Raw genomic sequence first — 25,384 nt, forward strand, 5'->3', positions numbered from 1 at the left:
ACGATGGACGAGTGCCCCCCGAGAACCCGTCGAGCACCCGCTCCCTGCCCGCCGACCGCTTCCTCAACCGGGAGCTGTCCTGGCTGGACTTCAACGCCCGGGTCCTCGAGCTCGCCGAGGACGAGAGCCTGCCACTGCTCGAACGCGCCAAGTTCCTGTCGATCTTCGCCAGCAACCTGGACGAGTTCTTCATGGTGCGCATCGCCGGCCTCAAGCGCCGTCAGACCACCGGCCTCACCGTCCGCTCGCCGGACGGCCTGACCATCCGCGAGCAGCTGGAGCGCATCACCGCGCGGACGCAGGAACTGGTCCAGCGGCACGCCGACGTCTTCATCAAGGACGTCGCACCCCGGCTGCAGGACGTCGGCATCCGGATCCTGCACTGGTCGGACCTCGCCGACGACGACGCCCGCCGGCTCCGCGAGTACTTCCGGGACCAGATCTTCCCCGTGCTCACCCCGCTCGCCGTGGACCCCGCGCATCCGTTCCCCTACATCAGCGGGCTGTCGCTGAACCTGGCCGTGTCGGTGCGCGACCCCGACACCGGTGCCCCGCGGTTCGCGCGGCTCAAGGTGCCCAACAACGTGCCGCGGTTCATCCCGATCGGCGCGCCCGGCAAGACGACGACGTTCCTGCTGCTCGAGGACCTCATCTCCGCGCACCTCCCGCAGCTGTTCCCGGGCCTCGAGGTGCTGGACCACCACCTGTTCCGGGTCACCCGGAACGCCGACCTGGAGGTCGAGGAGGACCGGGACGAGGACCTGCTGCAGGCGCTCGAGCGGGAGCTGGCGCGGCGCCGCTTCGGCCCGGCGGTGCGGCTGGAGGTCACCGACTCCATGGACCCGCAGATCCTCGAGGTCCTGGTGTCGGAACTGGAGATCAGCACGGCCGACGTCGTCACGGTCCCGGGCCCGCTGGACCTCGCGGCCCTGATGGCGCTCTACGACCTCGACCGGCCCGAGCTCAAGGACGACCCGTTCGTGCCGGCCACGCACCCCCGGCTGAGCGAGGGCGAGACCCCCAAGAGCGTGTTCGCGACGCTCCGCGAGGGCGACGTCCTGGTCCACCACCCCTACGATTCCTTCGCCACGAGCGTGCAGCGGTTCATCGAGCAGGCCGCCGTCGACCCCAACGTGCTGGCCATCAAGCAGACGCTCTACCGCACCTCGGGCGACTCCCCCATCGTCAACGCCCTCATCGACGCCGCGCAGGCGGGCAAGCAGGTCGTCGTCCTGGTCGAGATCAAGGCCCGGTTCGACGAGGAGGCCAACATCACCTGGGCCCGCTCGCTGGAGCGCGCCGGCTGCCACGTCGTCTACGGCCTGGTGGGGCTCAAGACGCACTGCAAGACGGCGCTCGTGGTCCGGCGGGAACAGGGCGTCCTGCGCCGGTACTGCCACATCGGGACCGGCAACTACAACCCGAAGACGGCGCGGATCTACGAGGACCTCGGCATCCTGACCGCCGACCCGCGCGTGGGCGCGGACCTCACCGATCTGTTCAACACCCTGACCGGGTACTCGCGCCAGACGAACTACCGCATGCTCATGGTCGCCCCGCACGGGATCCGCGCCGGCCTGCTGGAAAAGATCCGCAGGGAGGCCCGGCACGCCGCCGAGGGCAAGCCGTCGGGGATCCGGTTCAAGCTCAACTCGCTGGTCGACGAGAAGATCATCGACGCGCTCTACGAGGCGTCGGCGGCCGGCGTCCCGGTGGAGCTGTTCATCCGAGGCATCTGCGCCCTGCGTCCCGGCGTCCCCGGGCTGTCGGAGACCATCCGCGTCCGGTCGATCGTCGGGCGCTTCCTCGAGCACTCGCGGGTCATGGCGTTCGAGAACGACGGCGACCGCGAGTGGTGGATCGGCAGCAGCGACCTGATGCACCGCAACCTCGACCGGCGCGTCGAGGTGCTCCTGCGGGTGTGCGACGAGACGGCCCGCAAGCAGCTGGCCGGCATGTTCGACGCCGCGATGGCGCCCGACGTCCGCAGCTGGCAGCTGGGAGGCGACGGCAGCTGGGCCCGCTCCGGTGAGCTCGACTACCAGGCGCAGCGGCTCGAGGAGATGGGTGAGCGCGCTGGCTGAGCCGGTGACCGCGGCCGCGGGCGGGGTCGTCTGGCGGCCGTGCGAGGACGGCGGGCTGGAGGTCGCCGTCGCGCACCGCCCCCGCTACGACGACTGGTCCCTCCCCAAGGGCAAGCTCGACCGCGGCGAGCACGCGCTGACCGCCGCCGTCCGCGAGGTCGGTGAGGAGACCGGCCTCCGGGTGGTCGTCGGCCGGCGCAGCCTCCGCACGTGCTATCCGGTGGCCGACGGGCTCAAGCAGGTCGACTACTGGGTGATGCAGGCCGTCGGCGGGGCCTTCGAGGCCAACGACGAGGTGGACGACCTGCGCTGGCTGACGCCCGAGCAGGCCACCGACCGGTGCACGTACGAGCACGACCGGGCAGTGATCGCCGATCTGGTGCGCGCGGACGTGCCGCGCATGCCCACGCTCCTGCTCGTGCGGCACGCGCACGCGGGCAGCCGCCGCGACTGGGACGGCCCGGACGACCTGCGCCCCCTCGAGGGACGGGGCCGCCGCGAGGCCGCCCGGCTCGCCGCGGTGCTGCCGGCGTTCGCGCCGACGGCCGTCCTGTCGGCGCCCCCCACCCGGTGTCAGGAGACCGTGACACCGCTCGCCGAACGCCTCGGGCTCCCGGTGCAGCCACTGCCGGAGCTCGGCGAACAGGAGTTCTCCGCGGACCCGCAGGCGGGGCTGGCCGCGGTGGAGCGGCTGCTGGCCCCGCGGAGCGGACCGGGCGTGACCGTCGTCTGCAGCCAGGGCGGGGCGATCCCGTCGGTGCTCCTCGCCCTCGGCGTCCGCTGGGAAGGCGTGCCGGCCCGGCTGCACCCACCGGCCGCCAAGGGCAGTGTGTGGGTCCTCGGCGGGCGGCCGGGCGCGCTGAGCGCCGACTACCACCGGGACTTCGACGCCGACCCGGCCGCGCCCGCCTGACCTCCGGGGACCCGACCCCGAAGCTCTAGCCCTCGAGGACGGGAAGGGCCCGCGGCAGCCAGGCCGGGCGGCCGGCTTCGAAGGCCTCGACGTCGGCGAGGTTCCGCTCGGTCAGGCCCACGTCGTCCAGGCCCTCGAGCAGGCGCCAGCGCACGTAGTCGTCGATCTCGAAGGGCACCGTCGTCGCGCCGTAGGTGACCTGCTTCGCCTGCAGGTCCACCGTCACCGGCGTCGCGGGGTCCGCCTCGACCGCCGCCCACAACGCCTCGACCTGCTCCTGCGGCAGGACGACGGTGAGCAGCCCCGCCTTGGTCGAGTTGTTGCGGAAGATGTCGGCGAACCGGGAGCTGATGACGACGCGGAAGCCGCCGTCCAGCAGTGCCCAGTTGGCGTGCTCGCGCGAGGACCCGGTGCCGAAGTCCGGCCCCGCGACCAGGATCGACGCGGCGGCGTACTGCGGCTGGTTGAGCACGAAGTCGGGCTCGTTGGTGCGCCAGGCGATGAACAACCCGTCCTCGAAGCCGGTGCGGGTGATCCGCTTCAGGTACTCGGCCGGGATGATCTGGTCGGTGTCGACGTTCGACCGGCGCAGGGGGACCGCGGTGCCGGTGTGCGTGGTGAAGGCGTCCATCGGGGTCAGACTCCAGCGTTCTCGAGGTCGGCAGGGGCGGTCAGGCGCCCGGTGAGAGCGGTCGCGGCGGCGACCGACGGCGACACCAGGTGGGTGCGACCGCCCTTGCCCTGCCGGCCCTGGAAGTTGCGGTTGCTGGTCGAGGCCGACCGCTCGCCCGGCTTGAGCTGGTCGGGGTTCATGCCCAGGCACATCGAGCAGCCCGCGCCGCGCCACTCGGCACCGGCGTCCAGGAAGACCCGGTCCAGGCCCTCGGCCTCGGCCTGCGCCTTGACGCCGACCGAGCCGGGGACCACGAGCATCCGGGTGTCGGCGTCGATCCGCTTGCCGCGCAGCAGCTCGGCGGCGACCCGCAGGTCCTCGATGCGGCCGTTGGTGCAGGAGCCGAGGAAGACGGTGTCCACCTCGATCTCGCGCAGGGGCGTGCCGGGCTCCAGCCCCATGTAGGCCAGCGCCTGCTCGACGTCCCGGCGCTCGCCCTCGTCGGCGAAGTCCGCGGGGTCGGGGACCGCGCCGGCGATGGGCAGGCCCTGCCCGGGGTTCGTGCCCCAGGTGACGAAGGGAGTGAGCGTCGTGGCGTCGAGCACGACCTCGCGGTCGAAGACGGTCCCCTCGTCGGTGCGCAGCGTCGACCAGTACTCGACGGCGGCGTCCCAGTCCGCTCCCTGCGGCGCGTGCGGACGGCCCTGGAGGAAGTCGAACGTGGTCCGGTCGGGCGCGATGAGCCCGGCCTTGGCGCCCGCCTCGATCGACATGTTGCAGATCGTCATCCGAGCCTCCATGGACAGCGCCTCGATGGCACTCCCCCGGTACTCGATGACGTGCCCCTGGGCGCCGTTGGTCCCGATCTGGGCGATCACGGCCAGGATGATGTCCTTCGCCGAGACGCCCGGGGGGAGCTCCCCGTCCACGGTCACGGCCATCTGCCTGGGCTTGTACTGCGGCAGCGTCTGGGTCGCCAGCACGTGCTCGACCTCGCTGGTGCCGATGCCGAAGGCCAGCGCCCCGAACGCGCCGTGCGTGGAGGTGTGGCTGTCGCCGCACACGATCGTCATCCCCGGCTGGGTGAGCCCCAGCTGCGGACCGATCACGTGGACGATGCCCTGGTCGCGGTCGCCCATCGGGGCCAGCCGGATGCCGAACTCGGCCGCGTTCCTCCGCAGCGCCTCGATCTGCGCCCGGCTGACCGGGTCGGCGATCGGGCTGAGGATGTCGAGGGTCGGGACGTTGTGGTCCTCGGTCGCCATCGTCAGATCGGGACGGCGGACAGTGCGGCCGGCGGCGCGCAGACCGTCGAAGGCCTGCGGGCTGGTCACCTCGTGGACGAGGTGCAGGTCGATGTAGAGCAGGTCGGGCTCGCCCGCGGTGCTGCGCACCACGTGGGCCTCGTAGACCTTCTCCGCCAGGGTCTTCGGCACGGTTCGTCCTCTCGGAGGTCTCGCTGGCGTTCCCATGATGTGGGATGCGAGTATTGCTGTATGGGACAGCCTAACCCCGTCGCCGTCTTGGACAAAGCGGTGACCATCCTCCGCGCCGTCGCCGACGAGCCGGCGACGCTCGCCGAGCTGGTCAGCCGCACCGGACTGCCCCGCGCGACCGCCCACCGGCTGGCCGTCGCACTCGAGGGTCACCGGCTCGTGCGGCGCACCCCGGAGGGCGCCTGGACGCCCGGTCCCGCACTCGCCGAGCTCGGACGGGGCGGCGCGGACCTCGCGGACCTGGCCGGGCGCCACCTGGTCGTGCTGCGGGACGCGAGCGGGGAGAGCGCGCAGTTCTACGTGCGGGACGGGGCCACCCGCGTCTGCGTGGCCGCCGCCGAGCGGACCAGCGGGTTGCGCGACACGGTGCCCGTCGGCGCCCGGCTGCCCATGACAGCAGGGTCGGCCGCGCACGCCCTCCTGGCCTTCACCCCGGCCGACGAGGTCACCCGCCTGCTGCCGTCGGCGAGCTTCACCGCCCGGACGCTGCTGGACGTCCGCCGCCGCGGCTGGGCGCACAGCGTCGCCGAGCGCGAGCCCGGGGTCGCCTCCCTCTCCGCGCCCGTGCGCGACGGCGCCGGGACGGTCCTCGGCGCCGTCTCCATCTCCGGTCCGGTCGAGCGCCTGGGACGGCGTCCCAGCCCGGAGATCATCGGCGCCGTCCTCGACGCGGCCGCTGCCATCGCCCGCGCCGCCCGCTGACGACCCGCCCGTCGGACTTGCGACGGTTCTACGTATTTTCGTACTCTAGGACGCATGGACGACGCACGCCTGCGCGACATCGAGGAGCGGCTCGCCGCGCTCGAGCGCGCCGCCGGTGAGCCCCCGGAGCCCCCTGTCGGGCTCTCGCCACGGTTCTGGGTCCTCGAGGGGTTGGCGGAGGACGCCGGCACGCTTCCCGGCGGCGCGGTGGTCTACGCCGGCCGGGTCACCCTGCCGACCGGCGAGGAGTACTCCTGGCAGCGCACCCACGGCGCCGAACAGGCCCGGGGCGACGAGGCCGTCGACAGCGCCGCCGCACCGGTCCTGGGCGCGCTGTCGCATCCGGTGCGGCTCCGGCTGCTGCGCGAGGTGCTGGCCGGCTGCACCACCACGGCCGCGCTCGCCGCCCTGCCTGGCCTCGGCACCACCGGCCAGCTGCACCACCACCTCCGGCAGCTGACGTCGGCCGGCTGGCTCCGGACCACCGCCCGGGGGTCCTACGCCGTTCCCGCGGAGCGTGTCGTCCCGCTGCACGTCGTCCTCGCGGCGGTGTCGGCATGAACGCGCGGATCGCCGTCGCCCGCATCCGTCCCCCGCTGGTGCCGCTCGGCGTGTTCCTCGTCCTCGCCGGAGTGGTCGGCCTGCCCTTCGGGGAGCTCGTCGGTGTGGTGGCGCTCCTGGCCGGCATCGCACTCGACCGGGTGGCCCCGCCGCCGGCCGAGGTGCGCGTGGTCGAGCCGCCGGTGCTCGGCCCCTGGCGGGCGCTGAACTCGCCGACGATGGGCGTGCCGTCCCACGGCACCCACGGCTTCGGGCAGACCTGGGCCGTCGACCTGGTGGCCGAGCCGGCCGAGCGCGAGCGCCCGGCCTTCGGGTCCGGCGGCCAGTGGCGACCGGTGACGGACTACCCGGCCTTCGGCCTCCCGGTGCTCGCCCCCCTCGACGGCACCGTCGTGCGGGCACACGACCGGCGGCGCGACCACCGGGCCCGCAGCGGCTGGGCGTCGCTGATCTGGCTGATGGTGGTGGAGGGCTTCGTCCGCCAGGTGGGCGGTACCCGGTGGCTGCTCGGCAACCACCTCGTGCTGGACGACGGCGCCGGCACCTGCGTCGTGCTCGCCCACCTGCGCCGCGGCTCGGTGCGCGTGGCCGTCGGGGACCGGGTGGCGGCGGGCGAGCAGGTCGCCGACTGCGGCAACTCGGGCAACAGCAGCGAACCGCACCTGCACGTGCAGCTCACCGACTCGGCCTGGGTGCCCGGCGCCTGCGGCCGGCCCATGGCCGTCCGCGGCGGCGCTGCCGACGGTGGGGACGGGCTACCGGGCAACGGCGAGCTGATGCACGCCGGCCTCCCGGCGTGAGCCGCCCTCAGTGCGCCGGTGGCGCCGGTGCGTCGTCCCCGGTCTCCGGCGACGCGACCACGATCGGCCGCAGGCGCGTCCAGAGCGCGAACGCCAGCGCGAACACGATCATGGCCAGGCCGACCCAGAGGTTGGCATTGAACCCGTCGGTCTTCGCGAGCGCGTCCTCGTCGTTGTCGACGAGGCCGACCACGACCAGGACGACGCCGTAGAAGCCGATCAGTGCGGCGATGACGTTGCGGACGTCGAAGGCGCCGGCGGCGTGCTTCTCGCCCGAGCCCGTGCCCGCGTCACTGCCTGCGGAGCTCCCTGCTGTGCTCATCGGTCCAGTCCCCTGACTCAGCGGAAGATGACGTTCAGGATGATCACCATGACCAGCGAGATCCCGGCCAGCTTCGTCGGCGACCGGTACCACGGCAGCCGGGACGCCTCGGGATCGGTGCGCTGCTCCTTGGGCGTCTCGGAGTAGACCAGCCCGACCAGTTCGGACACCGGCTTCGGCTGCGTCACCTGGGTGACCAGGACGCTCACGACGATGTCGACGACGAACGCGGCGCCGGCGGCCACGAAGCTCGCCCCCTGCCCACCGAGCGGGATCACGCCGGTGGACAGCGCACCCAGGGCGTCCTCGCTCAGGAAGGCGACGGCGACGGCAGCGAGGGTGCCCGACACGAGGCCCGCCCACCCGGCGGTCGGCGTCATCCGCTTCCAGAACATGCCGAGGATGAACGTGGCGAACAGCGGCGCGTTGAAGAACCCGAACAGCGTCTGGAGGTAGTCCATCAGGTTCGTGTAGCCGGACGCGATGAGCGCCGTCCCGATGGCGGTGACGGTGGCGCCGACCGTCGCCCACCGGCCCACCTTCAGGTAGTAGTCGTCGGGCCGGTCCTTCCTCACGTACTGCTGCCACAGGTCGTAGCTGAAGACGGTGTTGAAGGCGGAGATGTTGGCCGCCATGCCGGCCATGAAGGCGGCCAGCAGACCGGCGAGCGCGACACCCAGCAGACCGTTGGGCAGCACGTCGCTGATCAGGTACAGGATCGAGTTGTTGTAGTCGAAGTCCGGGTCACCGCTCGCCTTCGCCTCCACGACCTCCGGGACGAGGACGGTGGCGATGAGGCCGGGGATGACCACGATGAACGGCACGAACATCTTCGGGAACGAACCGATGATCGGCGTCGCCCGCGCGGCCGAGATCGAGTGCGTGGCCATGGCCCGCTGCACCTCGACGAAGTTCGTCGTCCAGTAGCCGAAGGACAGCACGAACCCGAGGCCGAAGACGATGCCGACGACCGACCAGAACGGGCTCTCGAAGCCCGTGAGCTCCGTCGCGGGCCAGGACTGCAGCATCTCCTCGTTGCCCGCGTCGGTGACCTTGTCGATCAGCCCGCCGACACCACCCACCCGGTGCAGGCCGATCAGGGTCAGCGGCACGAGCGCGGCGACGATGACGAAGAACTGCAGGACCTCGTTGTAGATGGCTGCCGACAGCCCGCCGAGGGTGATGTAGCTGAGCACGACGACCGCGGCGACGATCAGCGACACCCACAGCGGCCAGCCGAGCAGCAGCTCGACGATGTGCGCCAGCAGGTAGAGGTTGATGCCCGCGATGAGCACCTGCGCGACGGCGAAGCTGATGGCGTTGACCAGGTGCGCCCCGGTGCCGAACCGCCGGCGCATGAACTCGGGGACGCTGCGGACCTTGGACCCGTAGTAGAAGGGCATCATCACGATGCCCAGGAACAGCATCGCGGGCACGGCGCCGATCCAGAAGTAGTGCATGGTCGCCATGCCGAACTGGGCCCCGTTGGCCGACATGCCGACGATCTCGACGGCGCCCAGGTTCGCGGAGATGAAGGCGAGGCCGGTCACCCACGCCGGCAGCGAACGGCCGGAGAGGAAGAAGTCGAGGCTGTCGGAGACCCGCCGGCGGGCGGCGAACCCGATCCCCAGCACGACGGCGAAGTAGGCAGCGACCAGCGCGTAGTCGACGAGGTTCGCGTCGAGCTGCAGGGCGTCGTCCATCGGGATCCTCTTCTCGGCGTCGGTCAGGACAGGCGGCGGGCGCCGGCGGACGGCACGGTGACGAACGTGCGGGGCGGGGCGGAGCCCTCCCGCTCGAAGCGGGCGGCCACGCCCCCGGTGACGGGGTCGACGGCATCGGCGTCCACCAGCGCGATGACGCTCCCGCCGAACCCGCCGCCCACCATCCGGGCGCCGTGGGCGCCGGCCTCGAGTGCGGACTCGACGCAGGCGTCGAGCAGCGGGATGGAGATCTCGAAGTCGTCGCGCAGGGACGCGTGGCCGGCGGTGAGGACGGGGCCGATGGCCCGCGGGTCGGCGTCCCCGGAGAGCGCGGCCACGACCTCCAGGACCCGGGCGTCCTCGGTGACGATGTGGCGGGCCCGCCGGAGCAGCACGTCGCCCTCGGGCGTGCCGTCGTCCAGCACGCCCAGGGACGCCTCGTCCTCGACCTCCCGCAGGAACTCCACCCCCAGCCGGGCGGCGGCCTGCTCGCACTCGCGCCGCCGGTCGCCGTAGCCGCCCTCGGCGTGGTCGTGCGTGGTGCCGGAGTCGATGACCAGCAGGGCCAGCCCGGTGGCGGACAGGTCGAAGGGCACCTGCCGGCTGGAACGGTCCCGGGTGTCGAGGAACAGGGCGTGCCCGCTGGTGCAGAGCAGCGACGCCGACTGGTCGAGGATGCCCGTGGGTGCGCCGACGAAGTCGTTCTCCGCCCGGCGGGCGACGTCGACCAGGTCCCCGGGGGCGAGGTCGAGACCGAGCAGGTCCCGCAGCGCCAGCGCGACGGAGCACGACAGCGCGGCCGACGACGACAGACCGGCGCCGGACGGGACGTCGCCGTCCACGAGGATGCTGAACCCGCCCGGGGCACGGTCCCTGAGCTCGTGCACCACGCCGGCGGGGTAGCCCGCCCAGCCGTCCGGACGGCCGGGCGCGAGGTCGGCGACGGCGACCTCCACCACCTGGTCGGGGTGCTGGAGCGAGGCGAGCACGACCGTGCCGTCGGTGCGGCGGGCCACCGCGGCCCGGGTGGTGTGCGGGAGGGCGATCGGCAGCACGAAGCCGCCGTTGTAGTCGGTGTGCTCCCCGATCACGTTCGCCCGGCCCGGCGCGGCCCAGACGCCCTCGGCAGCGGCGCCGAACCGGTCCTGGAACGCCTGCCGGGCGCGGACGGCCGCGTCCTCGTCGCTGATCACGGGAGGACGACCGCCCGGAGCTGCTCCGCGACGTCCTCCGGGTTCGTGTCGGTGATGAACGCGCCCATCCCCGACTCCGAGCCGGCGAGGTACTTCAGCTTCCCCGGGGCCCGCCGGAAGGAGAAGACCTGCAGGTGCAGCCACCAGTCCTCGCGCCCGGAGTGCACCGGGGCCTGGTTCCACGACGCGATGTAGGGCATCGGCGTGTCCATGCGGTGTGCGAACCGGCCCAGGACGTCGAGGTAGACGTCGACGAAGGCGTCGCGCTCGTCGTCGGTGAGCGACGGGATGTCGGGCACCCGCCGGGTCGGGAACAGCTGCACCTCGTAGGGCCAGCGGGTGGCGGCCGGGACGAACGCCGTCCAGTGCTCGTTGGCGGTGACCACCCGGGGCCCGGAGCGCTCGGCCGCCTCGACCTCGGCGAACAGGTCGCCGCCGGTGTTCTCCCGGTGGCGCTGCACCGAGGTCAGGATCCGCTCGATCCGCGGCGGCAGGTACGGATAGGCGTAGATCTGCCCGTGCGGGTGCGCCAGCGTCACCCCGATCTCCTCGCCGTGGTTCTCGAACGGGAAGACGTACTCGACGCCGTCCAGCGCACCCAGCGTCTCCGTCCGGTCGGCCCAGACGTCGACGACCAGCCGGGCCCGGTCGTGCCCGAGGTCGGCGAAGACCCGTTCGTGGTCATCGGTGAAGCACACGACCTCGGCGCGGCCGTAGCCCGGCCGCAGCTCGGCCAGCGGCGCACCGGGAGCGGTGGGCGGCACGTCGCGGTCGACACCGGTGGCCAGCGAGGGGAACCGGTTCTCGAAGACGACGACCTCGTACGCGCTCTCCGGGATCTCGGTCGGGCGTCCGGGGCTCGAGGCGTCGAGCGGGCACTCGTCGGCCGGGGGCAGGAAGGTGCGGGTCTGCCGGTGCGAGGCGATGGCCACCCATTCGCCGAGCAGTGCGTCGTAGCGGAGCTGGGACCGGTTGGCGACCTGCGGGAGGTCGCGGGTGTCGACGGCGTCGCGGGGTGTCGGCTCCCGGTCGAAGTACAGGATCTCCCGGCCGTCGGCCAGGCGCCGGCTCGTCCGGATCACCGCTGACCACCCCTCTTGTCGGCCGTGTCACCGAGCGTGAAGGGCCGGGTCGACGCTAGTCCGCCCGAGGATCACCCTGCCAGTCAGGGGGCCGGTTTCACCCGGAACGACGAGAGCCCCCGACCTGCAGGTCGGGGGCTCTCGTGCGGTGTAGCCCCGAAGGGATTCGAACCCTCGCTACCGCCGTGAGAGGGCGGCGTCCTAGGCCGCTAGACGACGGGGCCGTGCACCGTGAGTGCGCCGCCATTCTGCCACGGCGGCGGGAGCCGCCACGCGGGGCCCCCGAGAACCGCGAGAGCCCCCGGCCGGGAAGGCCGGGGGCTCTCGTGTGGTGTAGCCCCGAAGGGATTCGAACCCTCGCTACCGCCGTGAGAGGGCGGCGTCCTGGGCCGCTAGACGACGGGGCCGTGCGGTGCTGCGGAGGACAGAACTTCTTCCTCGCTGGGGTACCAGGACTCGAACCTAGACTAACGGAACCAGAAACCGTCGGGCTGCCAATTACCCCATACCCCATGGGTGGCACCTCGCGGCGCCGCAGAAGACGATACCCGACGCGTCCCGGCCGGGTCGCACCCACCCCCGGTGACGGCTCAGCGCCCGGGCACCGGCGCCGGGTGCGTCGGGGTCCGCAGGTCCAGTGCCCCGGTGAGCGTCTCGGGCCCCAGCCGCCCCCGGGTCCGGGCGACGACGGCGATGTAGGCGGCCATGGAGGTGAGGCTGAGCACGGCGAACGCGACGCCCAGCCCGGCAGGCACCTGGTCGGTCGCCACCCCTTCGCCGAGCGCACCGGCGAGCACGAAGACGAGGACGTTGTTGACGGCGTGCAGGACGATCGCTGCCTCCAGCCCACCGGTCAGCCAGACGACCGCCGACGCGGTCAGCCCGAAGGCGAAGCGGTCGAGGAACGTCAGGGTGTCCTGCTGGCCGTGCGCCGCGGCGAACAGGGCGGCGCTCAGCACCGCGGCGACCACCGCACCCACCTGCGGCGCGCGGATCCAGCCGGCGATCGCCTGGCTGAGGTAGCCGCGGAACACGTACTCCTCGGCGGCGGACTGCAGCGGTGTGGTGAGCAGCACGACCACGAGGAGCCATCCGTAGGAGGGCACCGGCCCGGTGACCTCCTCTCCCCCGGCGGTGAAGCCGAGCAGTACCGAGAGGCCGATCCCGACACCGAGCGTCGCCAGGGCGAACCCGATGTAGGGCACCAGCAAGCGCCGGCGCAGCCGTCCCAGGACCGACGAGGACCACCCCCGGCGCATCCCGTGCACGACGGCCCAGGCCATCCACACGCACGGGATGGCGACGATCAGCGAGGCGTTGAGGAAGAGGAGCACCCAGGGGTCGCTGAACTCGTCCAGCGCCAGGTCGGGAAGAGCGCCGGGGTCGGCGCCGGAGGCCAGGAGCCCCACGACACCGGCGACCGCGGTGACCACCGCCAGGGCGACGTACACGACCACGAGCAGCAGCAACCCGAGCGCCGGCCGCCACCAGGCCCAGTCCCGGGACCGCATGGCCAGCAGGAAGGACGTCGGCTCGTCGTGCGGCGGGGTGCCCGGCGGGGGCGCCCAGCGCACCACCGGCGGTGGCGGGAAGGCCGGCGCCCAGCCCGGTGGCGGGCCCATCGCGTACGGCTGCGGCGGCCACGGGGACTGCGGGGGCTGCGGTGGCCACGCGGACTGCGGCGGCCAGGGCGGTGGCGGACCCCAGGGCGCCGGAGCCCAGGGCGGCGTGACCGGTGCGCCCTGCCAGGGCGCGGGACGGCGCGTCGGCGGTGGGCCCTCGTACGGCTCGGCGGCCGGGTCGCCGCCCGCACCGGTCATCCGGCGGCGCCGCCCGTGAGGGTGCGGGCGGCGGCCAGTCGGGCCAGCGTGCGCTCCCGGCCCAGCAGCTCGATCGACTCGTACAGCGGCGGCGACACCGTGCGGCCGCTCACCGCCACCCGGACCGGGCCGAACGCCTGGCGGGGCTTGCGGCCCAGCCCGTCGACGAGGGCGCCCTTCAGCGCCGCCTCGATCGCGGGGGTCGACCAGTCCTCGAGCTGCGCCAGCGCCGAGGTGGCGGCGTCGAGCACCTCTGCGGCGTCGGCCCCGGACAGCTGCTTCTCCGCTGCCGACGGCTCGATCTCCACGTCCTCCACGAAGAGGAAGCGCAGGAGGCCCACGGCCTCGGAGAGCACGATCATGCGTTCCTGGGCCATCGGCGCGATCGCGGTCAGCAGCCGCTGCTGCTCGGGCGTCGGCGGCTCGGTCACCAGGCCCGCGCCCGCGAGGTACGGCGTCACCTGCTCGGTGAACTCCTCCACCGGCAGGGCGCGCAGATGGGTGGCGTTGATCGCCTCCGCCTTCTTGAGGTCGAAGCGGGCGGGGTTGGCGCTGACCCGCGTGACGTCGAAGGCCTCGACCATCTCCGCCATCGAGAAGATGTCGCGGTCCTCGGCGATCGACCAGCCCAGCAGCGCCAGGTAGTTGGCGAAGCCCTCGGGCAGGAAGCCGCGCTCGCGGTAGACGTCGAGGTTGGACTGCGGGTCGCGCTTCGAGAGCTTCTTGTTCCCCTCGCCGGTGACGTAGGGCAGGTGCCCGAACCGCGGAGTGGCGGAGGCGACGCCGATGTCGGTGAGCGCGGCGTAGAGGGCCAGCTGACGGGGCGTGGAGGGCAGCAGGTCCTCGCCGCGCAGCACGTCGGTGATGCCCATCAGCGCGTCGTCGACGGGGTTGACGAAGGGGTACAGCGGGGCGCCGTTGCCGCGCACCAGGACGAAGTCGGGGACGGAGCCCGCCGCGAAGCGGACCTCGCCGCGCACCAGGTCGGTCCAGACCAGGTCCTCGTCGGGCATGCGCAGCCGCAGAACGGGGTCGCGGCCCTCCGCGCGGAAGGCCGCCTTCTGGGCGTCGGTGAGGAAGCGGTCGTGGTTGTCGTAGCCGAGCTTGGGGTCCTGGCCGGCCGCCCGGCGGCGGGCGTCGACCTCCTCGTTGGTCGAGAACGACTCGTAGGCGTGCCCGGAGGCCAGCAGCGACGCTGCGACGTCGGCGTAGACCTCGCCCCGCTCCGACTGCCGGTAGGGCCCGTGCGGTCCGCCGACCTCCGGGCCCTCGTCCCACTCCAGGCCCAGCCAGCGCAGGCAGTCGAGCAGGTGCCGGTAGGACTCCTCGGAGTCGCGGGAGGCGTCGGTGTCCTCGATGCGGAAGACGAAGGTGCCACCGGTGTGCCGCGCGTGCGCCCAGTTGAACAGCGCGGTGCGCATCAGCCCGACGTGCACCGTGCCGGTGGGTGACGGGCAGAACCGGGTGCGCACCTCGCTCATCGGGCGCCACCGGCGGTCGACACGCCCTCGGCCGCCGCGACGCTGTTGGCCAGCGACCCCAGTCCCTGGATCGTCACCTCGACGCGCTGCCCGGGCTGGATCGGGCCGACACCGGACGGCGTGCCGGTGAGGACGACGTCGCCCGGCAGCAGCGTCATCACCTGCGAGATGTAGGAGATGAGGGTCGGCACGTCGAAGATCAGCTGGCTCGTGCGGCCCTGCTGGCGCGGCTCGCCGTCGACGGTGCAGGCGACCTCGAGGTCGGCCGGGTCCAGGCCCAGGCCGGGGAGGTCGGTCTCGATCCACGGGCCGATCGGGCAGAAGGAGTCGAATCCCTTGGCCCGGGTCCACTGCCCGTCGCTCTTCTGCATGTCCCGCTCGGTGACGTCGTTGCCGATCGTGTACCCGAAGATGCTGGCGGCCGCCTGGTCCGGCGTCACGTTGCGGGCACCGCGGGCGCCGATGACCACGGCGAGCTCCGCCTCGTGGTGCACGTTGGTGCTGCCCGGCGGGATGCGGATGGCGTCGCCCGGGCCGATCACCGACGTCGAGGGCTTGAGGAACAGCAGCGGCTCCTTCGGGGCGTCGCCGGTGTTCATCTCGGCGATGTGGGCGGCGTAGTTCTTGCCGACGCACACCACCTTGCTGGGCAGGATCGGCGAGAGCAGCCGGATGTCCGCCTGCGCGTAGCGCGCTCCCGTGAAGGAGATCCGGCCGAACGGGTGGCCCTCGATCTGGGCCACCTGGCCGTCTCCGTCGAGAACGCCGAAGGACATGCCCTGGGGGGAGGCGAAACGAACGATGCGCACGCCCCGAGGCTAGTCCGGCCGCTCCGCTGCCCTAGCGTGGCGCCCATGGCCTGCCGCTTCTCCGAGCTCGTCGTGGACTGCCACGACCCCGAGGCGCTCGCCGCCTTCTGGGCCGCCGTCCTGGACTACCGGGTCCTGGGCCGGGAGGAGGACGGCGCGGTGGAGATCGGCCCCGAGGCCGGTTTCGGTGGCGCGGCCCCCACCCTGGTGTTCGGCCGGGTCCCCGACCCCACGCCCGGCAAGCTGCGGATGCACATCGACGTGAACGCCACCGATCGCGACCAGGACGCCGAGCTCGAGCGGCTGCTCGCGCTGGGCGCCACGCGGGCCGACGTCGGCCAGACCGGCGACGAGGGGTGGCACGTGCTCGCCGACCCGGAGGGCAACGAGTTCTGCCTGCTGCGCCGTCGGCTCGACCCGCTGTGACACTGTCGGCCTCCGGCCGACACCGCGGCCAGGTGCCGTCCCCATCCCGCTGAGCCGTTGCGTCGTCGCTGCGCGGAGCCCTCCGGGCCCCACCCGCCACGACAGTCAGGAGTTCCCATGATCCTCATCGTCGTGAAGATGCCCGTCCGTCCCGAGCGCGAGCAGGAGTGGGCCGTCCTGGCCGCCGACTACGCCCGGGCCGTGAACGCGGAGGAGGGCAGCCTGTTCTTCGAGTGGTCGCGCAGCGTCGAGGAGCCGGGTACCTGGGTGTGCATCGAGGGCTTCCGCGACGCCGACGCCGGCGGGGCCCACGTCGGCACCCAAGCGTTCCGGGACTTCGTCGAGCAGGCCCCCGACCTCGTGTCCGCCCAGCCGCAGATCATCTACGTCGACGCCGCCGACGTCCCCGGGTGGGGACCGATGGGTGAGATCCAGCCTCGGGGCTGACCGATCAGGGGTTGAACTCCCGCTCCGGAGCGACGTCGATGTCCAGCAGCAGAGGCGCGTCCATCGTCCGCAGGCGGGGCAGGACGTCGTCGAGGACCTCGAGCAGCTGCTCGTAGCTGCTGATCCGCTGGGCCGGGCAGCCCAGGGCGGTGGCCAGGGCGGACAGCCGCACCTCGGGGAAGCCTGGCCAGGGGGCCTTGCCGCCGGCCCGCTCGGCCAGCTTGTCCATGATCGCGTAGCCCCCGTTGGCGAACACGATGAACAGGGCGCCGACGCCGTAGTTCGCCGCGGTCCACAGCGACTGGACGGCGTACATCGAGGAGCCGTCCCCGAGGAGCGCGATCACCGGGCGGTCGGGCCGGGCCATGCGGACCCCGATCGCGGCGGGCATGCCGAAGCCGAGCCCGCCCATGGCGACGCCGAGGTACCCCAGCGGCTCGCGCGAGGGGAGCATCTCCTCGAGGACCTGACGGGTGGACGGGGTCTCCTCCACGACCACGGTGTCCCGATCGGTGCGCTGGGCGAGCAGGGCGAACACGTGCGGCGCCCGCATCGGCTCGCCCGCTCCCGGCGGGGGCACGGTGGGCACCACCCGCCGCGCCCTGCCCGAGGGCTGCCGGCGCGCCACGCGCCCCGCAAGACCCGCGCAGAAGACCTCGGGGTCGGTGAGGACCGCCAGGTCGGCGGGGCTGCGGTGCACCTCGGCCGGGTCCTGGCTCACCTCGATCACGCGGACGCCGTCGGCCACGAAGGGCCCGTCCTCGTAGGGGTACTGGCGGAAGACCGGGGCGCCGACGACGAGGACCACGTCGTGCCCCTCGAGGGCGCCGCGCAGCCGCCCGCGGGACGCCGGGAGCAGCCCCTGGTAGTTCGGGTGGTCCTGCGGGAACCCCGCGCGCGCCCCGAAGGCCTCCTGGCGGACCGGTGCGTCGAGGGTCTCCGACAGCGCCACGAGCGCCGCCCGGGTGCCGGCGGTGTCGGCGCCGGCGCCCACCACGATCAGCGGGGACCGGGCCCCGTCGAGCAGCGTGGCCACCTCGTCGAGGGTCTGCTCGTCGACGCCGGCCGGGCGGCGCACCTCGCGCGGCGCGGCGGCGGGTCCCGCGCCGGCCATGGGCTGCGACCAGTCGTCCATCGGCACCACGACGATCGCGGGACCGCGGGCGGTCACCGCCTCGTGGTAGGCCCGGGCGATCGCGCCGGGGACGTCCTGCGCGGTCGCGGGGGTGTTGACCCAGACCGGGTAGTCGCCGGCCAGTCCCTCGAGCCGTCCGGTGAGGAACGGTTCCAGGGCCAGGTGCCGACGGTCCTGCTGGCCGACCACCACGACCAGGGGCGCCCGGTTGACGCGGGCGGTCGCGAGCGCGCCGACGGCGTTGCCCAGGCCGGCGGTGGTGTGCAGGTTGACCAGGGCCGGGCGCTCGGCGGCGATCGCCCAGCCGGTCGCGACGCCGACGACCGAGCCCTCGTGCAGGGCGAGGACGAACCGGATGTCGTCCGGCAGGCCGGTCAGGAAGGGCACCTCGGTGGAGCCCGGATTGGCGAAGATCGTCGTCAGACCCAGCCGCCGGAAGGTGTCCAGGGTGGCCTCCCGAACGGTCGGCGCCGCCCCCGTCCCGGTCGTCGTCGTGCCGCCCACGGGTCAGTCGGTCGCGAGCAGCGAGTCGACGTCGGCCTGCTCGGAGGTGATGCCGAACTCCTGCATCAGCTCGGCGACCGTCTCGACCGACTCCACGTCGATCTCGGCCGGGAAGGACGGCAGCGCGATCGCTTCGGCGGCCTCCGGCGGCACCTGTGTGTAGGTCAGGATGATGCGGCGGACCTCGTCGGGGTTCTCGTTCGCGTAGGTGAGGGACTCCTCCATGGCGGCCTGGAACTCGTCGACCAGCTCCGGGTCCTCCTGCAGCATCTGCTCGGTGGTGAAGTAGCAGGCCACCGTCAGGTTCTCGATGGGCTCGGCGAACGGCGCGAGGATCGATCGGCTCCCCTGGTTCTTCGACACCGTCAGGAACGGTTCGACGACCCACGCGGCATCGACGTCGCCGCCGGCCACCGCTGCGGGCATCTCCGGGAAGGGCAGCTCGACGAAGTTGACGTCGGAGGGGTCGCCACCGGCGTCCTCGATCGCCTTCCGGATCGTCACCTCGCCGATGTTCTTCAGGTTGTTCACCGCGACGGTCCGGCCCTGGAGTCCGGAGGCATCCTGGATGGCGCTGTCCCCGGGCACGACGACGCCGGAGAAGTCGGTCTCGGGGTCGCCGGTCGTCGCGACGCCGTTGGCCACGATGCGCAGCGGCAGACCCTCGGAGCCCGCCAGGAGCACCGACGTCACGTTGCCGAAGGAGAAGTCGTAGTCGCCCGACACGACGCCGGGGACGGCGGCGGCGCCACCTGACCCGGGGACCAGCTCGACGTCCATGCCGCGGTCCTCGAAGAAGCCCTGCTCCACACCGAGGTAGATGGGCGCGACGTCGACGATCGGGATGACGCCCACGCGGAGCTCGCGGACCTCCTGCGCATCGCCGCCCCCACCCCCGCCGTCCCCGGAGGAGTCGTCACCTCCGCAGGCAGCGAGCGGGATCAGCAGCGCCAGAGCCGCGACGGGGGTGAGCAGGCGACGCATGGGGACTCCTTCGGCCGGGGAAGGGCGAGCGGTGTTCGCATGGCGAACATCCGTTCCCTTCCTGAACCTATGGCGTGCCCCAGGTCACGTCAAACGGGGTCGCCGGGTCCCGTGCTGCAGGGCGGCGAGCCGTCCTCGGGCGAGCGCCGAGCCGTCACCCCTCGGTGGGCGTGCGGCGCACCACGGCATAGGTCAGGGCGTCCACGAGGGCGTGCCAGGAGGCCTCGACGATGTTGTCGTGGACGCCGACGGTGGTCCACTCGCCCACCCCGTCCGTGGTGGTGATCAGCACGCGGGTGGTGGCGCTGGTGCCGCCCTTCCAGCCGAGGATGCGGACCTTGTAGTCGGCCAGCGACACCCCGGCCAGCTGCGGGTACCGGCTCACCAGCGCCTGCCGGAGGGCGTTGTCGAGCGCGTTGACCGGCCCGTTCCCCTCGCCGGTGCTGATGACCCGCTCCCGCGTGCCGTCGGGGTTCACCAGGTGCACCTTCACCGTGGCCTCGCTGACGACGACGCCGTTCCCCCAGTGCTCCACGGAGGTGCGGTAGCTCTCCAGCTCGAACAGCGGCGCAGGCGCGTCGGGCAGCTGCCCGCGCAGGAGCAGCTCGAAGGACGCGTCGGCGGCCTCGAAGGACCAGCCGTCGGCCTCCAGCACCTTCACCTGGTCGACGACCCGGCCGATGGCGTCGCCCTGCCCGACGAGGTCGACGCCGAGTTCCCGGCCCTTGAGCTCGATCGAGGCACGACCGGCCATCTCGGTGACCAGGATGCGCATGTCGTTGCCCACGAGCGCGGGATCGAGGTGGTTGTAGAGCTCTGGCCGCACCTTGATGGCACTGGCGTGGAGGCCCGCCTTGTGGGCGAAGGCGGACGCGCCGACGAAGGGCTGGTGCTCGTCGGGGGCGATGTTCGCGAGCTCGGCGATCGCGTGGCTGACGCGCTGCAGCTCCGGCAGGCACTCCGCGGGCACGACCGGCAGGCCCATCTTGGTGACCAGGTTGCCGATGAGCGCGAACGTGTCGGCGTTGCCGGCCCGCTCGCCGTAGCCGTTGGCGGTCCCCTGCACGTGGGTGACGCCGGCCTCGACCGCTGCGAGCGTGTTGGCCACCGCGCAGCCGGTGTCGTCCTGGCAGTGGATCCCGAGCCTTCCCGCCGTCCGCGAGCGCACGTCGGCGACGACGCGCCCGACGCCCATGGGCAGCATCCCGCCGTTGGTGTCGCAGAGGACCCCGACCTCGGCACCCGCCGCGAACGCCGTCTCGAGAACCCGCACGCCGTAGTCCGGGTCGGTGGCGTAGCCGTCGAAGAAGTGCTCGCAGTCGAGGAACACCCGGCGGCCGTGGGCGACGAAGAAGGCCACCGTGTCGGCGACCATCGCCAGGTTCTCCTCGAGCGTCGTGCGCAGCGCCTCCCGGACGTGGCGGACGTCGGACTTGGCGACGAGGCAGACGACCGGCGCCTCCGCCTCGAGCAGCGCGCGGACCTGCGGGTCCTCCTCGACCCGGACGCCGGCCTTGCGGGTCGCCCCGAACGCCACCAGCTGCGCGTGCCGGAGCTTCAGCTCGGTGCGGGCGCGGGCGAAGAACTCGGTGTCCTTGGGCAGCGCCCCCGGCCAGCCCCCTTCGATGAAGCCCACGCCGATCTCGTCGAGCAGCCGCGCCACGGCGAGCTTGTCGGCCACGGAGTAGCTGACGCCCTCCCGCTGGGCGCCGTCGCGCAGGGTGGTGTCGAAGACGTGGAAGTCGGTGCTGGTCATGGGAACTCCTGGAGCGGTGATCCGGCCCGAACACGAAAAAGACCCCCCGGGTACGGGAGGTCTGCGCGCAGTCGGGGAGCTGACTGCGCGCTAGCTGATGATGATCGTGCCGACGGTGTGCATCGCCACCATGAAAGCACGCAGGCCGCCCCGCTGGTGCGGCCGGTGGGCCGGTGGCCGACCGCCAGTGGCGGCCGGCCCCGGATTATCCGCCGGCGAGCGCGGCGAGCCGGTCGCCGACGTCGGTCGTGCGCACGGGGCCCTGCGGTGAGCGGGTGGAGAGGTCGAAGGCGACCGCCGCGTGGACCTTCTTGGCCTGCTCCGTCCGGCCCAGGTGCTCCAGGAGCAGCGCCACCGACAGCACGGTGGCCGTGGGGTCGGCGATGCCCTGGCCCGCGATGTCGGGCGCCGATCCGTGCACCGGCTCGAACATGCTCGGGTTCGTGCCCGAGGCGTCGAGGTTGCCGCTGGCCGCCAGCCCGATGCCCCCGGTGACCGCGGCGGCGATGTCGGTGACGATGTCGCCGAAGAGGTTGTCGGTGACGATGACGTCGTACCGGCCCGGGTCGGTGATGAAGAACATCGAGGCGGCGTCGACGTGCTGGTAGGCGACGGTGACCTCGGGGAACTCCGCGGACACCTCCTCCACCGTGCGCGACCAGAGCCCGCCGGCATGGGTCAGCACGTTGGTCTTGTGGATCAGTGTGAGGTGCTTGCGCGGGCGGGCCACGGCCCGCTCGAACGCGTAGCGGACGACCCGCTCCACGCCGAAGGCCGTGTTCAGGCTGACCTCGGTGGCGACCTCGTGCGGGGTGTCCTTCCGCAGCACGCCGCCGTTGCCCACGTAGGGCCCCTCGGTGCCCTCGCGCACGCACAGCATGTCGATCGGTCCGGGGTCGGCCAACGGGCTCGTGACCCCGTCGAACAACCGGGCGGGACGCAGGTTGATGTGGTGGTCGAGCTCGAAGCGCAGCCGCAGCAGCAGACCGCGCTCGAGGATGCCCGGCGGGACGCTCGGGTCGCCGATCGCGCCGAGCAGGATCGCGTCGTGCCCGCGCAGCTCGTCGACGACCGTGTCGGGGAGCAGCTCACCGGTCCGCTGCCAGCGCATGGCACCGAGGTCGTAGTGGGTGGGCTCGACGTCGGGGGCGACCTCCCGCAGGACCTTCAGGCCCTCCGCGACGACCTCGGGACCGATGCCGTCACCGGCGATGACTGCCAAACGCATGGGGGACGACTCCTGAGGTCAGTGGGCGGTGAGGTCAGCGGGCGTTGAGGTCGGCGGAGCGGGCTTCGCGGGCGCCGATGCGCCCGGCGATGTCACCGAGCAGCTCGGCCGGCACGGGACTGTCGACGGTGACGGCCATGAGCGCCTCGCCGCCCCGCGTCGTGCGGCTCACCTGTGCCCCGGCGATGTTGATGCCGGCCTCGCCCAGGGCGGCGCCGACGGTCCCGACCACACCCGGGCGGTCGGTGTAGACGAAGAAGAGCAGGTAGCCGGAGAGGTCGAGGTCGATGTCGAACCCGTTCACCTCGGTCAGCTTCGGCACCTGGTTCTTGCCGAAGAGCGTGCCGGAGACCGTGACCTGCGTGCCGTCGGCCATCGCGCCCCGCACGGTGATCAGGTTGCGGTAGTCGGGGCTCTCGACGTCGCTGGCGAGCGACACCTCGAGGCCCCGCTGCTCGGCCAGCAGCGGGGCGTTCACGTAGGTCACCTGCTCCTCGACGACGTCGGAGAAGACGCCCTTGAGGACGGCGAGCTGCACCACCGAGACGTCGAACTCGGCGATCTTCCCGCGGACCTCGACGGCGACCGACTGCGCGAGCCCGCCGGCGACCGCGGTGAAGACCCGGCCGAGCCGCTCGCCCAGGGGCAGCCCCGGCCGCACGTCCTCGGCGACGATCCCCCCGGCCTGCACGTTGACCGCGTCCGGCACGAACTCGCCCTGCAGCGCCAGTCGCACCGACCGCGCGACCGCGGTGCCGGCCTTGTCCTGCGCCTCCGTGGTGGACGCCCCCAGGTGCGGGGTCACGACCGTGTTGGGCAGACCGAAGAGGGGGCTGTCGGTGGTCGGCTCCTGGGCGTACACGTCGAGGCCGGCGGCACCCACCTGGCCGGAGACGAGCGCGTCGGCCAGGGCGGCCTCGTCGACCAGGCCGCCGCGGGCGGCGTTGACGATGATCACGCCCTTCTTGGTGGTGGCCAGTTCCGCGGCCCCGATGAGGCCCAGCGTCTCGGGGGTCTTCGGCAGGTGGATGGTGATGAAGTCGGACTCGCGGAGCAGCTCCTCCAGCGACACCAGCCGAACGCCCAGCTGGGCGGCCCGGCCGGGCTGGATGTAGGGGTCGTAGGCGATGAGGGTGACGCCGAAGGCGGCGAGCCGCTGGGCCACCAGGACGCCGATCCGCCCCAGCCCGACGACGCCGACGGTCTTGTCGGTGACCTCGACGCCCATGAACTTCGAGCGCTTCCAGGCCCCTTCGCGCAGCGAGGCGTCGGCGGCCGGGATCTGCCGCGCCGCGGCGAGCAGCAGGGCGACGGCGTGCTCGGCAGCACTCACGATGTTCGACGTCGGCGCGTTCACCACCATGACGCCCCGCTCCGTGGCAGCCGGGACGTCCACGTTGTCGAGGCCGATGCCGGCCCGCGCGACGACCTTGAGGTGCGGTGCCGCCGCCAGCGCCTCGGCGTCGATCTGCGTGGCGCTGCGGATCATCACCGCCGCGGCGTCGGCCAGAGCCGGGAGGAGGGCACTGCGGTCCGCGCCGTCCACGTGGCGGATCTCGACGTCGGTCCCGAGCACCTCCAGCACGCTCGGCGCCAGTTCCTCGGCGATCAGGACGACGGGCGAGGTCCCCGGCACGATGGCAGTCACAGGGCGACAGCCTAGGAGCGTCCGCACAGTGGGACGACACCGCACCCGCGGGTGCGGTGCGCTTGTGCCTGCGCATCCGCCCCGACATCCTGGCCGCGGGAGTCGGGACGGCCGGCGCCGACGGAGGAGATCATGAGCCAGTCCGACGACCAGGGTCGTTCCGAGTCCACCACCCCCGGTTCGGGTGGCCAGCCCCCGTACGGACAGCCCCAGCACGGGCAACCCCAGTACGGACAGCCCGAGTACGGACAGCCCGAGTACGGACAGCCGCAGTACGGGCAGCCCCAGTACGGACAGCCCCAGTACGGGCAGCAGGACGCCGGCCAGCAGGACTACGGACAGCAGTACGGCCAGCCCCAGTACGGCCAGCAGCCGCAGCAGGCCTACGGTCAGCCCGGCTACGACCAGTCCGGGTACGGGCAGCAGTACCCGGCCGCCCAGGGCCAGCAGTACGGCCAGCCGCCGGCCTACGGGCAGTACGGCTCGGCCCAGCCGGCCAAGCCGGGCTCGGTGGTCACCGCCGCCGTCCTGGGGTTCGTCTTCGGCGCGCTCGGCGTCATCTTCACGCTGCTGCTCTTCGTCGCCGGCTCGGCCACCGCCTCGCTCTTCGGGGGCCTGTCCGACAACGACGACGTCGAGAACAGCATCTTCGCCGTCGTCGTCGTCTTCGGGGTGCTGATGGCCGCCTGGACCGCGGCGATCATCTGGGGCTCGGTCTGGGCCCTCACCGGGCGCAGCCGGGTGCTGTTGATCGTCACCGGCTCGATCGCGCTGGCGGTCACCCTGCTGGGACTGCTCGGCAGCGTCGCGGACCCCGACAACTCGGGTGCCGGCGGGATCCTGTGGAGCCTGCTGCTGTTCCTCGCCGCCCTGGCGATCGTCATCCTGCTGTCCATGAAGCCGGCGGCGCAGTTCTTCGCCGCCCACCGGGCCCGTCGGGGCCGCTGACCCACCGCCCGCCGGTATCCGCGTCGGGGGGCGGGAACTCCCCCCGTGGAGGTGGCGGGCCCTACACTCCGCCACCGACCGCCTGACCGGCGGATACGCCTAGGAGGAACCGCCCCATGTCCAGCCCCACCCCCGGATGGGACCAGCCCGGTTCCGACCCGAACCTTCCTTAGGGCGGTGCTCCGCAGGGCCAGCCCTGGGGTGCACCCCCGCCCCCGCCGCCCGCCCAGGGCTACGGCGCACCGGCGCCGGGCTGGTCCGGCGCTCCCGCGGGGTACGGCGCCGGCCAGCGGCCCGGCCAGGTGACCGCAGCCGCCGTCATCGGCATCGTCATCGGCGGACTGGGGGCCCTGTTCGGGCTCCTGGGCCTGTCGCTGGTCTTCGCCTTCAGCGCCGTGCTCGGCCTGCTGAGCCTGGTCTCCCTCGCCATCGCCGTGGTGGTCCTCATCGGCGGGATCCAGGTCCTCACCGGCAAGTCGCCGAAGCTGCTGCTCCTCGGCAGCTATGCCAGCCTGGCCATCACGGTGCTGTTCATGCTCTGGTCGGTGATCAGCGGCTACGGCTTCGTGGGCTCCAACCTGCTGAGCCTCGTGCTTCCGGCGCTGATCGTCTTCTTCCTGATGCAGCCGCAGTCCAAGCAGTACTTCGCGTCCCGTGGCCTGAGCTACTGAAAGGACCCCCTGCCCCCCACCGCTCGCAAGCTCGCGGCGGGCCCCTGCAGGGGGCCTG

23 protein-coding genes and 3 tRNA genes are annotated in these 25,384 nt (G+C 72.7%); 9 read left to right on the forward strand and 17 right to left on the reverse strand.

From position 1 onward, the window contains the following. Positions 1–11: 11 nt before the first annotated feature. Together CRP30_RS00525 and CRP30_RS00530 are read left to right on the forward strand one after the other, a co-directional pair. On the forward strand, positions 12–2,084 hold the full coding sequence (locus tag CRP30_RS00525) for an RNA degradosome polyphosphate kinase (protein ID WP_235003082.1): 2,073 nt from the start codon (positions 12–14) through the stop codon (positions 2,082–2,084). Continuing rightward, positions 2,068–2,997 carry an NUDIX hydrolase gene (locus CRP30_RS00530; protein ID WP_235003083.1) on the forward strand — a complete coding sequence of 310 codons (930 nt, stop codon included), beginning with the start codon at positions 2,068–2,070 and terminating at the stop codon, positions 2,995–2,997. The genes CRP30_RS00525 and CRP30_RS00530 overlap by 17 nt, the downstream gene beginning before the upstream one ends. A gap of 25 nt (positions 2,998–3,022) precedes the next feature. Here the strand turns inward: CRP30_RS00530 and leuD are convergent, their stop codons facing one another. Beyond that, positions 3,023–3,628, reverse strand: a complete 606-nt coding sequence (gene leuD, locus CRP30_RS00535; RefSeq protein ID WP_097182035.1) for a 3-isopropylmalate dehydratase small subunit — start codon at positions 3,626–3,628, stop codon at positions 3,023–3,025. A gap of 5 nt (positions 3,629–3,633) precedes the next feature. Then, positions 3,634–5,046, reverse strand: coding sequence for a 3-isopropylmalate dehydratase large subunit (gene leuC / locus CRP30_RS00540; RefSeq protein ID WP_200814485.1), 1,413 nt, complete (start codon positions 5,044–5,046; stop codon positions 3,634–3,636). A gap of 60 nt (positions 5,047–5,106) precedes the next feature. Here leuC and CRP30_RS00545 point away from each other — a divergent pair, with 60 nt between their 5' ends. From CRP30_RS00545 to CRP30_RS00555, 3 genes are read left to right on the forward strand one after another with little or no spacing between them, the layout of a single operon-like run. Further along, the gene (locus tag CRP30_RS00545; RefSeq protein ID WP_097182037.1) at positions 5,107–5,808 is read left to right on the forward strand and encodes an IclR family transcriptional regulator; all 702 of its coding nucleotides are present in this window, start codon (positions 5,107–5,109) and stop codon (positions 5,806–5,808) included. Positions 5,809–5,862: 54 nt separating this feature from the next. After that, positions 5,863–6,369 carry an ArsR/SmtB family transcription factor gene (locus CRP30_RS00550; protein WP_097182038.1) on the forward strand — a complete coding sequence of 169 codons (507 nt, stop codon included), beginning with the start codon at positions 5,863–5,865 and terminating at the stop codon, positions 6,367–6,369. Beyond that, positions 6,366–7,169, forward strand: a complete 804-nt coding sequence (locus CRP30_RS00555; protein WP_097182039.1) for a M23 family metallopeptidase — start codon at positions 6,366–6,368, stop codon at positions 7,167–7,169. Before CRP30_RS00550 ends, CRP30_RS00555 begins: the two co-directional genes overlap by 4 nt. Positions 7,170–7,176: 7 nt before the next feature. On the opposite strand, the gene CRP30_RS00560 is transcribed toward CRP30_RS00555, so the two are convergent. The 10 genes from CRP30_RS00560 to CRP30_RS00605 form a co-directional block, all read right to left on the reverse strand. After that, positions 7,177–7,491, reverse strand: coding sequence for a hypothetical protein (locus CRP30_RS00560; protein ID WP_097182040.1), 315 nt, complete (start codon positions 7,489–7,491; stop codon positions 7,177–7,179). Positions 7,492–7,508: 17 nt separating this feature from the next. Further along, positions 7,509–9,194, reverse strand: a complete 1,686-nt coding sequence (locus CRP30_RS00565) for a sodium:solute symporter family protein (protein ID WP_097182041.1) — start codon at positions 9,192–9,194, stop codon at positions 7,509–7,511. A gap of 23 nt (positions 9,195–9,217) precedes the next feature. Then, on the reverse strand, positions 9,218–10,387 hold the full coding sequence (galK, locus tag CRP30_RS00570; protein WP_200814486.1) for a galactokinase: 1,170 nt from the start codon (positions 10,385–10,387) through the stop codon (positions 9,218–9,220). Beyond that, entirely contained in the window at positions 10,384–11,469 is a 1,086-nt protein-coding gene (gene galT / locus CRP30_RS00575; protein WP_097182042.1) for a galactose-1-phosphate uridylyltransferase, read from the reverse strand. The genes galK and galT overlap by 4 nt, the downstream gene beginning before the upstream one ends. Positions 11,470–11,620: 151 nt before the next feature. After that, positions 11,621–11,693: transfer RNA gene (locus tag CRP30_RS00580), tRNA-Glu, on the reverse strand. A gap of 110 nt (positions 11,694–11,803) precedes the next feature. Continuing rightward, positions 11,804–11,876, reverse strand: a tRNA-Glu gene (locus CRP30_RS00585). A 34-nt stretch (positions 11,877–11,910) separates the two neighbouring features. Further along, a tRNA-Gln gene (locus CRP30_RS00590) sits at positions 11,911–11,982 on the reverse strand. Positions 11,983–12,059: 77 nt separating this feature from the next. Then, the gene (locus CRP30_RS00595; RefSeq protein ID WP_099459135.1) at positions 12,060–13,091 is read right to left on the reverse strand and encodes a CPBP family intramembrane glutamic endopeptidase; all 1,032 of its coding nucleotides are present in this window, start codon (positions 13,089–13,091) and stop codon (positions 12,060–12,062) included. Positions 13,092–13,285: 194 nt separating this feature from the next. Beyond that, the gene (gene gltX / locus CRP30_RS00600; RefSeq protein ID WP_097182044.1) at positions 13,286–14,770 is read right to left on the reverse strand and encodes a glutamate--tRNA ligase; all 1,485 of its coding nucleotides are present in this window, start codon (positions 14,768–14,770) and stop codon (positions 13,286–13,288) included. Further along, positions 14,767–15,579 carry a fumarylacetoacetate hydrolase family protein gene (locus tag CRP30_RS00605; RefSeq protein ID WP_097182045.1) on the reverse strand — a complete coding sequence of 271 codons (813 nt, stop codon included), beginning with the start codon at positions 15,577–15,579 and terminating at the stop codon, positions 14,767–14,769. The genes gltX and CRP30_RS00605 overlap by 4 nt, the downstream gene beginning before the upstream one ends. A gap of 45 nt (positions 15,580–15,624) precedes the next feature. Here CRP30_RS00605 and CRP30_RS00610 point away from each other — a divergent pair, with 45 nt between their 5' ends. Together CRP30_RS00610 and CRP30_RS00615 are read left to right on the forward strand one after the other, a co-directional pair. Then, the gene (locus tag CRP30_RS00610) at positions 15,625–16,005 is read left to right on the forward strand and encodes a VOC family protein (protein ID WP_097182046.1); all 381 of its coding nucleotides are present in this window, start codon (positions 15,625–15,627) and stop codon (positions 16,003–16,005) included. Positions 16,006–16,122: 117 nt separating this feature from the next. Further along, complete coding sequence (locus tag CRP30_RS00615) at positions 16,123–16,452, forward strand: putative quinol monooxygenase (RefSeq protein WP_097182047.1); 330 nt, start codon at positions 16,123–16,125, stop codon at positions 16,450–16,452. Positions 16,453–16,456: 4 nt separating this feature from the next. On the opposite strand, the gene CRP30_RS00620 is transcribed toward CRP30_RS00615, so the two are convergent. The 5 genes from CRP30_RS00620 to serA form a co-directional block, all read right to left on the reverse strand. Next, the gene (locus CRP30_RS00620) at positions 16,457–18,091 is read right to left on the reverse strand and encodes a thiamine pyrophosphate-dependent enzyme (RefSeq protein ID WP_097182048.1); all 1,635 of its coding nucleotides are present in this window, start codon (positions 18,089–18,091) and stop codon (positions 16,457–16,459) included. 3 nt (positions 18,092–18,094) lie between these two features. Continuing rightward, entirely contained in the window at positions 18,095–19,075 is a 981-nt protein-coding gene (locus tag CRP30_RS00625) for an ABC transporter substrate-binding protein (RefSeq protein ID WP_097182049.1), read from the reverse strand. Positions 19,076–19,229: 154 nt separating this feature from the next. Next, the gene (gene cimA / locus CRP30_RS00630) at positions 19,230–20,831 is read right to left on the reverse strand and encodes a citramalate synthase (RefSeq protein WP_097182050.1); all 1,602 of its coding nucleotides are present in this window, start codon (positions 20,829–20,831) and stop codon (positions 19,230–19,232) included. A gap of 205 nt (positions 20,832–21,036) precedes the next feature. Next, complete coding sequence (locus tag CRP30_RS00635) at positions 21,037–22,059, reverse strand: 3-isopropylmalate dehydrogenase (RefSeq protein WP_097182051.1); 1,023 nt, start codon at positions 22,057–22,059, stop codon at positions 21,037–21,039. A 34-nt stretch (positions 22,060–22,093) separates the two neighbouring features. Continuing rightward, positions 22,094–23,707 carry a phosphoglycerate dehydrogenase gene (serA, locus tag CRP30_RS00640; RefSeq protein WP_235003084.1) on the reverse strand — a complete coding sequence of 538 codons (1,614 nt, stop codon included), beginning with the start codon at positions 23,705–23,707 and terminating at the stop codon, positions 22,094–22,096. A gap of 132 nt (positions 23,708–23,839) precedes the next feature. On the opposite strand from serA, the gene CRP30_RS22625 reads away from it, so the two are divergent. Together CRP30_RS22625 and CRP30_RS00650 are read left to right on the forward strand one after the other, a co-directional pair. Beyond that, positions 23,840–24,655: a hypothetical protein gene (locus CRP30_RS22625; RefSeq protein WP_200814487.1), complete on the forward strand. Its 816-nt coding sequence runs from the start codon at positions 23,840–23,842 to the stop codon at positions 24,653–24,655. A gap of 302 nt (positions 24,656–24,957) precedes the next feature. Further along, positions 24,958–25,326: a hypothetical protein gene (locus tag CRP30_RS00650; RefSeq protein ID WP_097182052.1), complete on the forward strand. Its 369-nt coding sequence runs from the start codon at positions 24,958–24,960 to the stop codon at positions 25,324–25,326. Positions 25,327–25,384: the final 58 nt, after the last annotated feature.

This window comes from Blastococcus haudaquaticus (assembly GCF_900230285.1).
GTDB classification, from domain to species: Bacteria; Actinomycetota; Actinomycetes; order Mycobacteriales; family Geodermatophilaceae; genus Blastococcus_B; species Blastococcus_B haudaquaticus.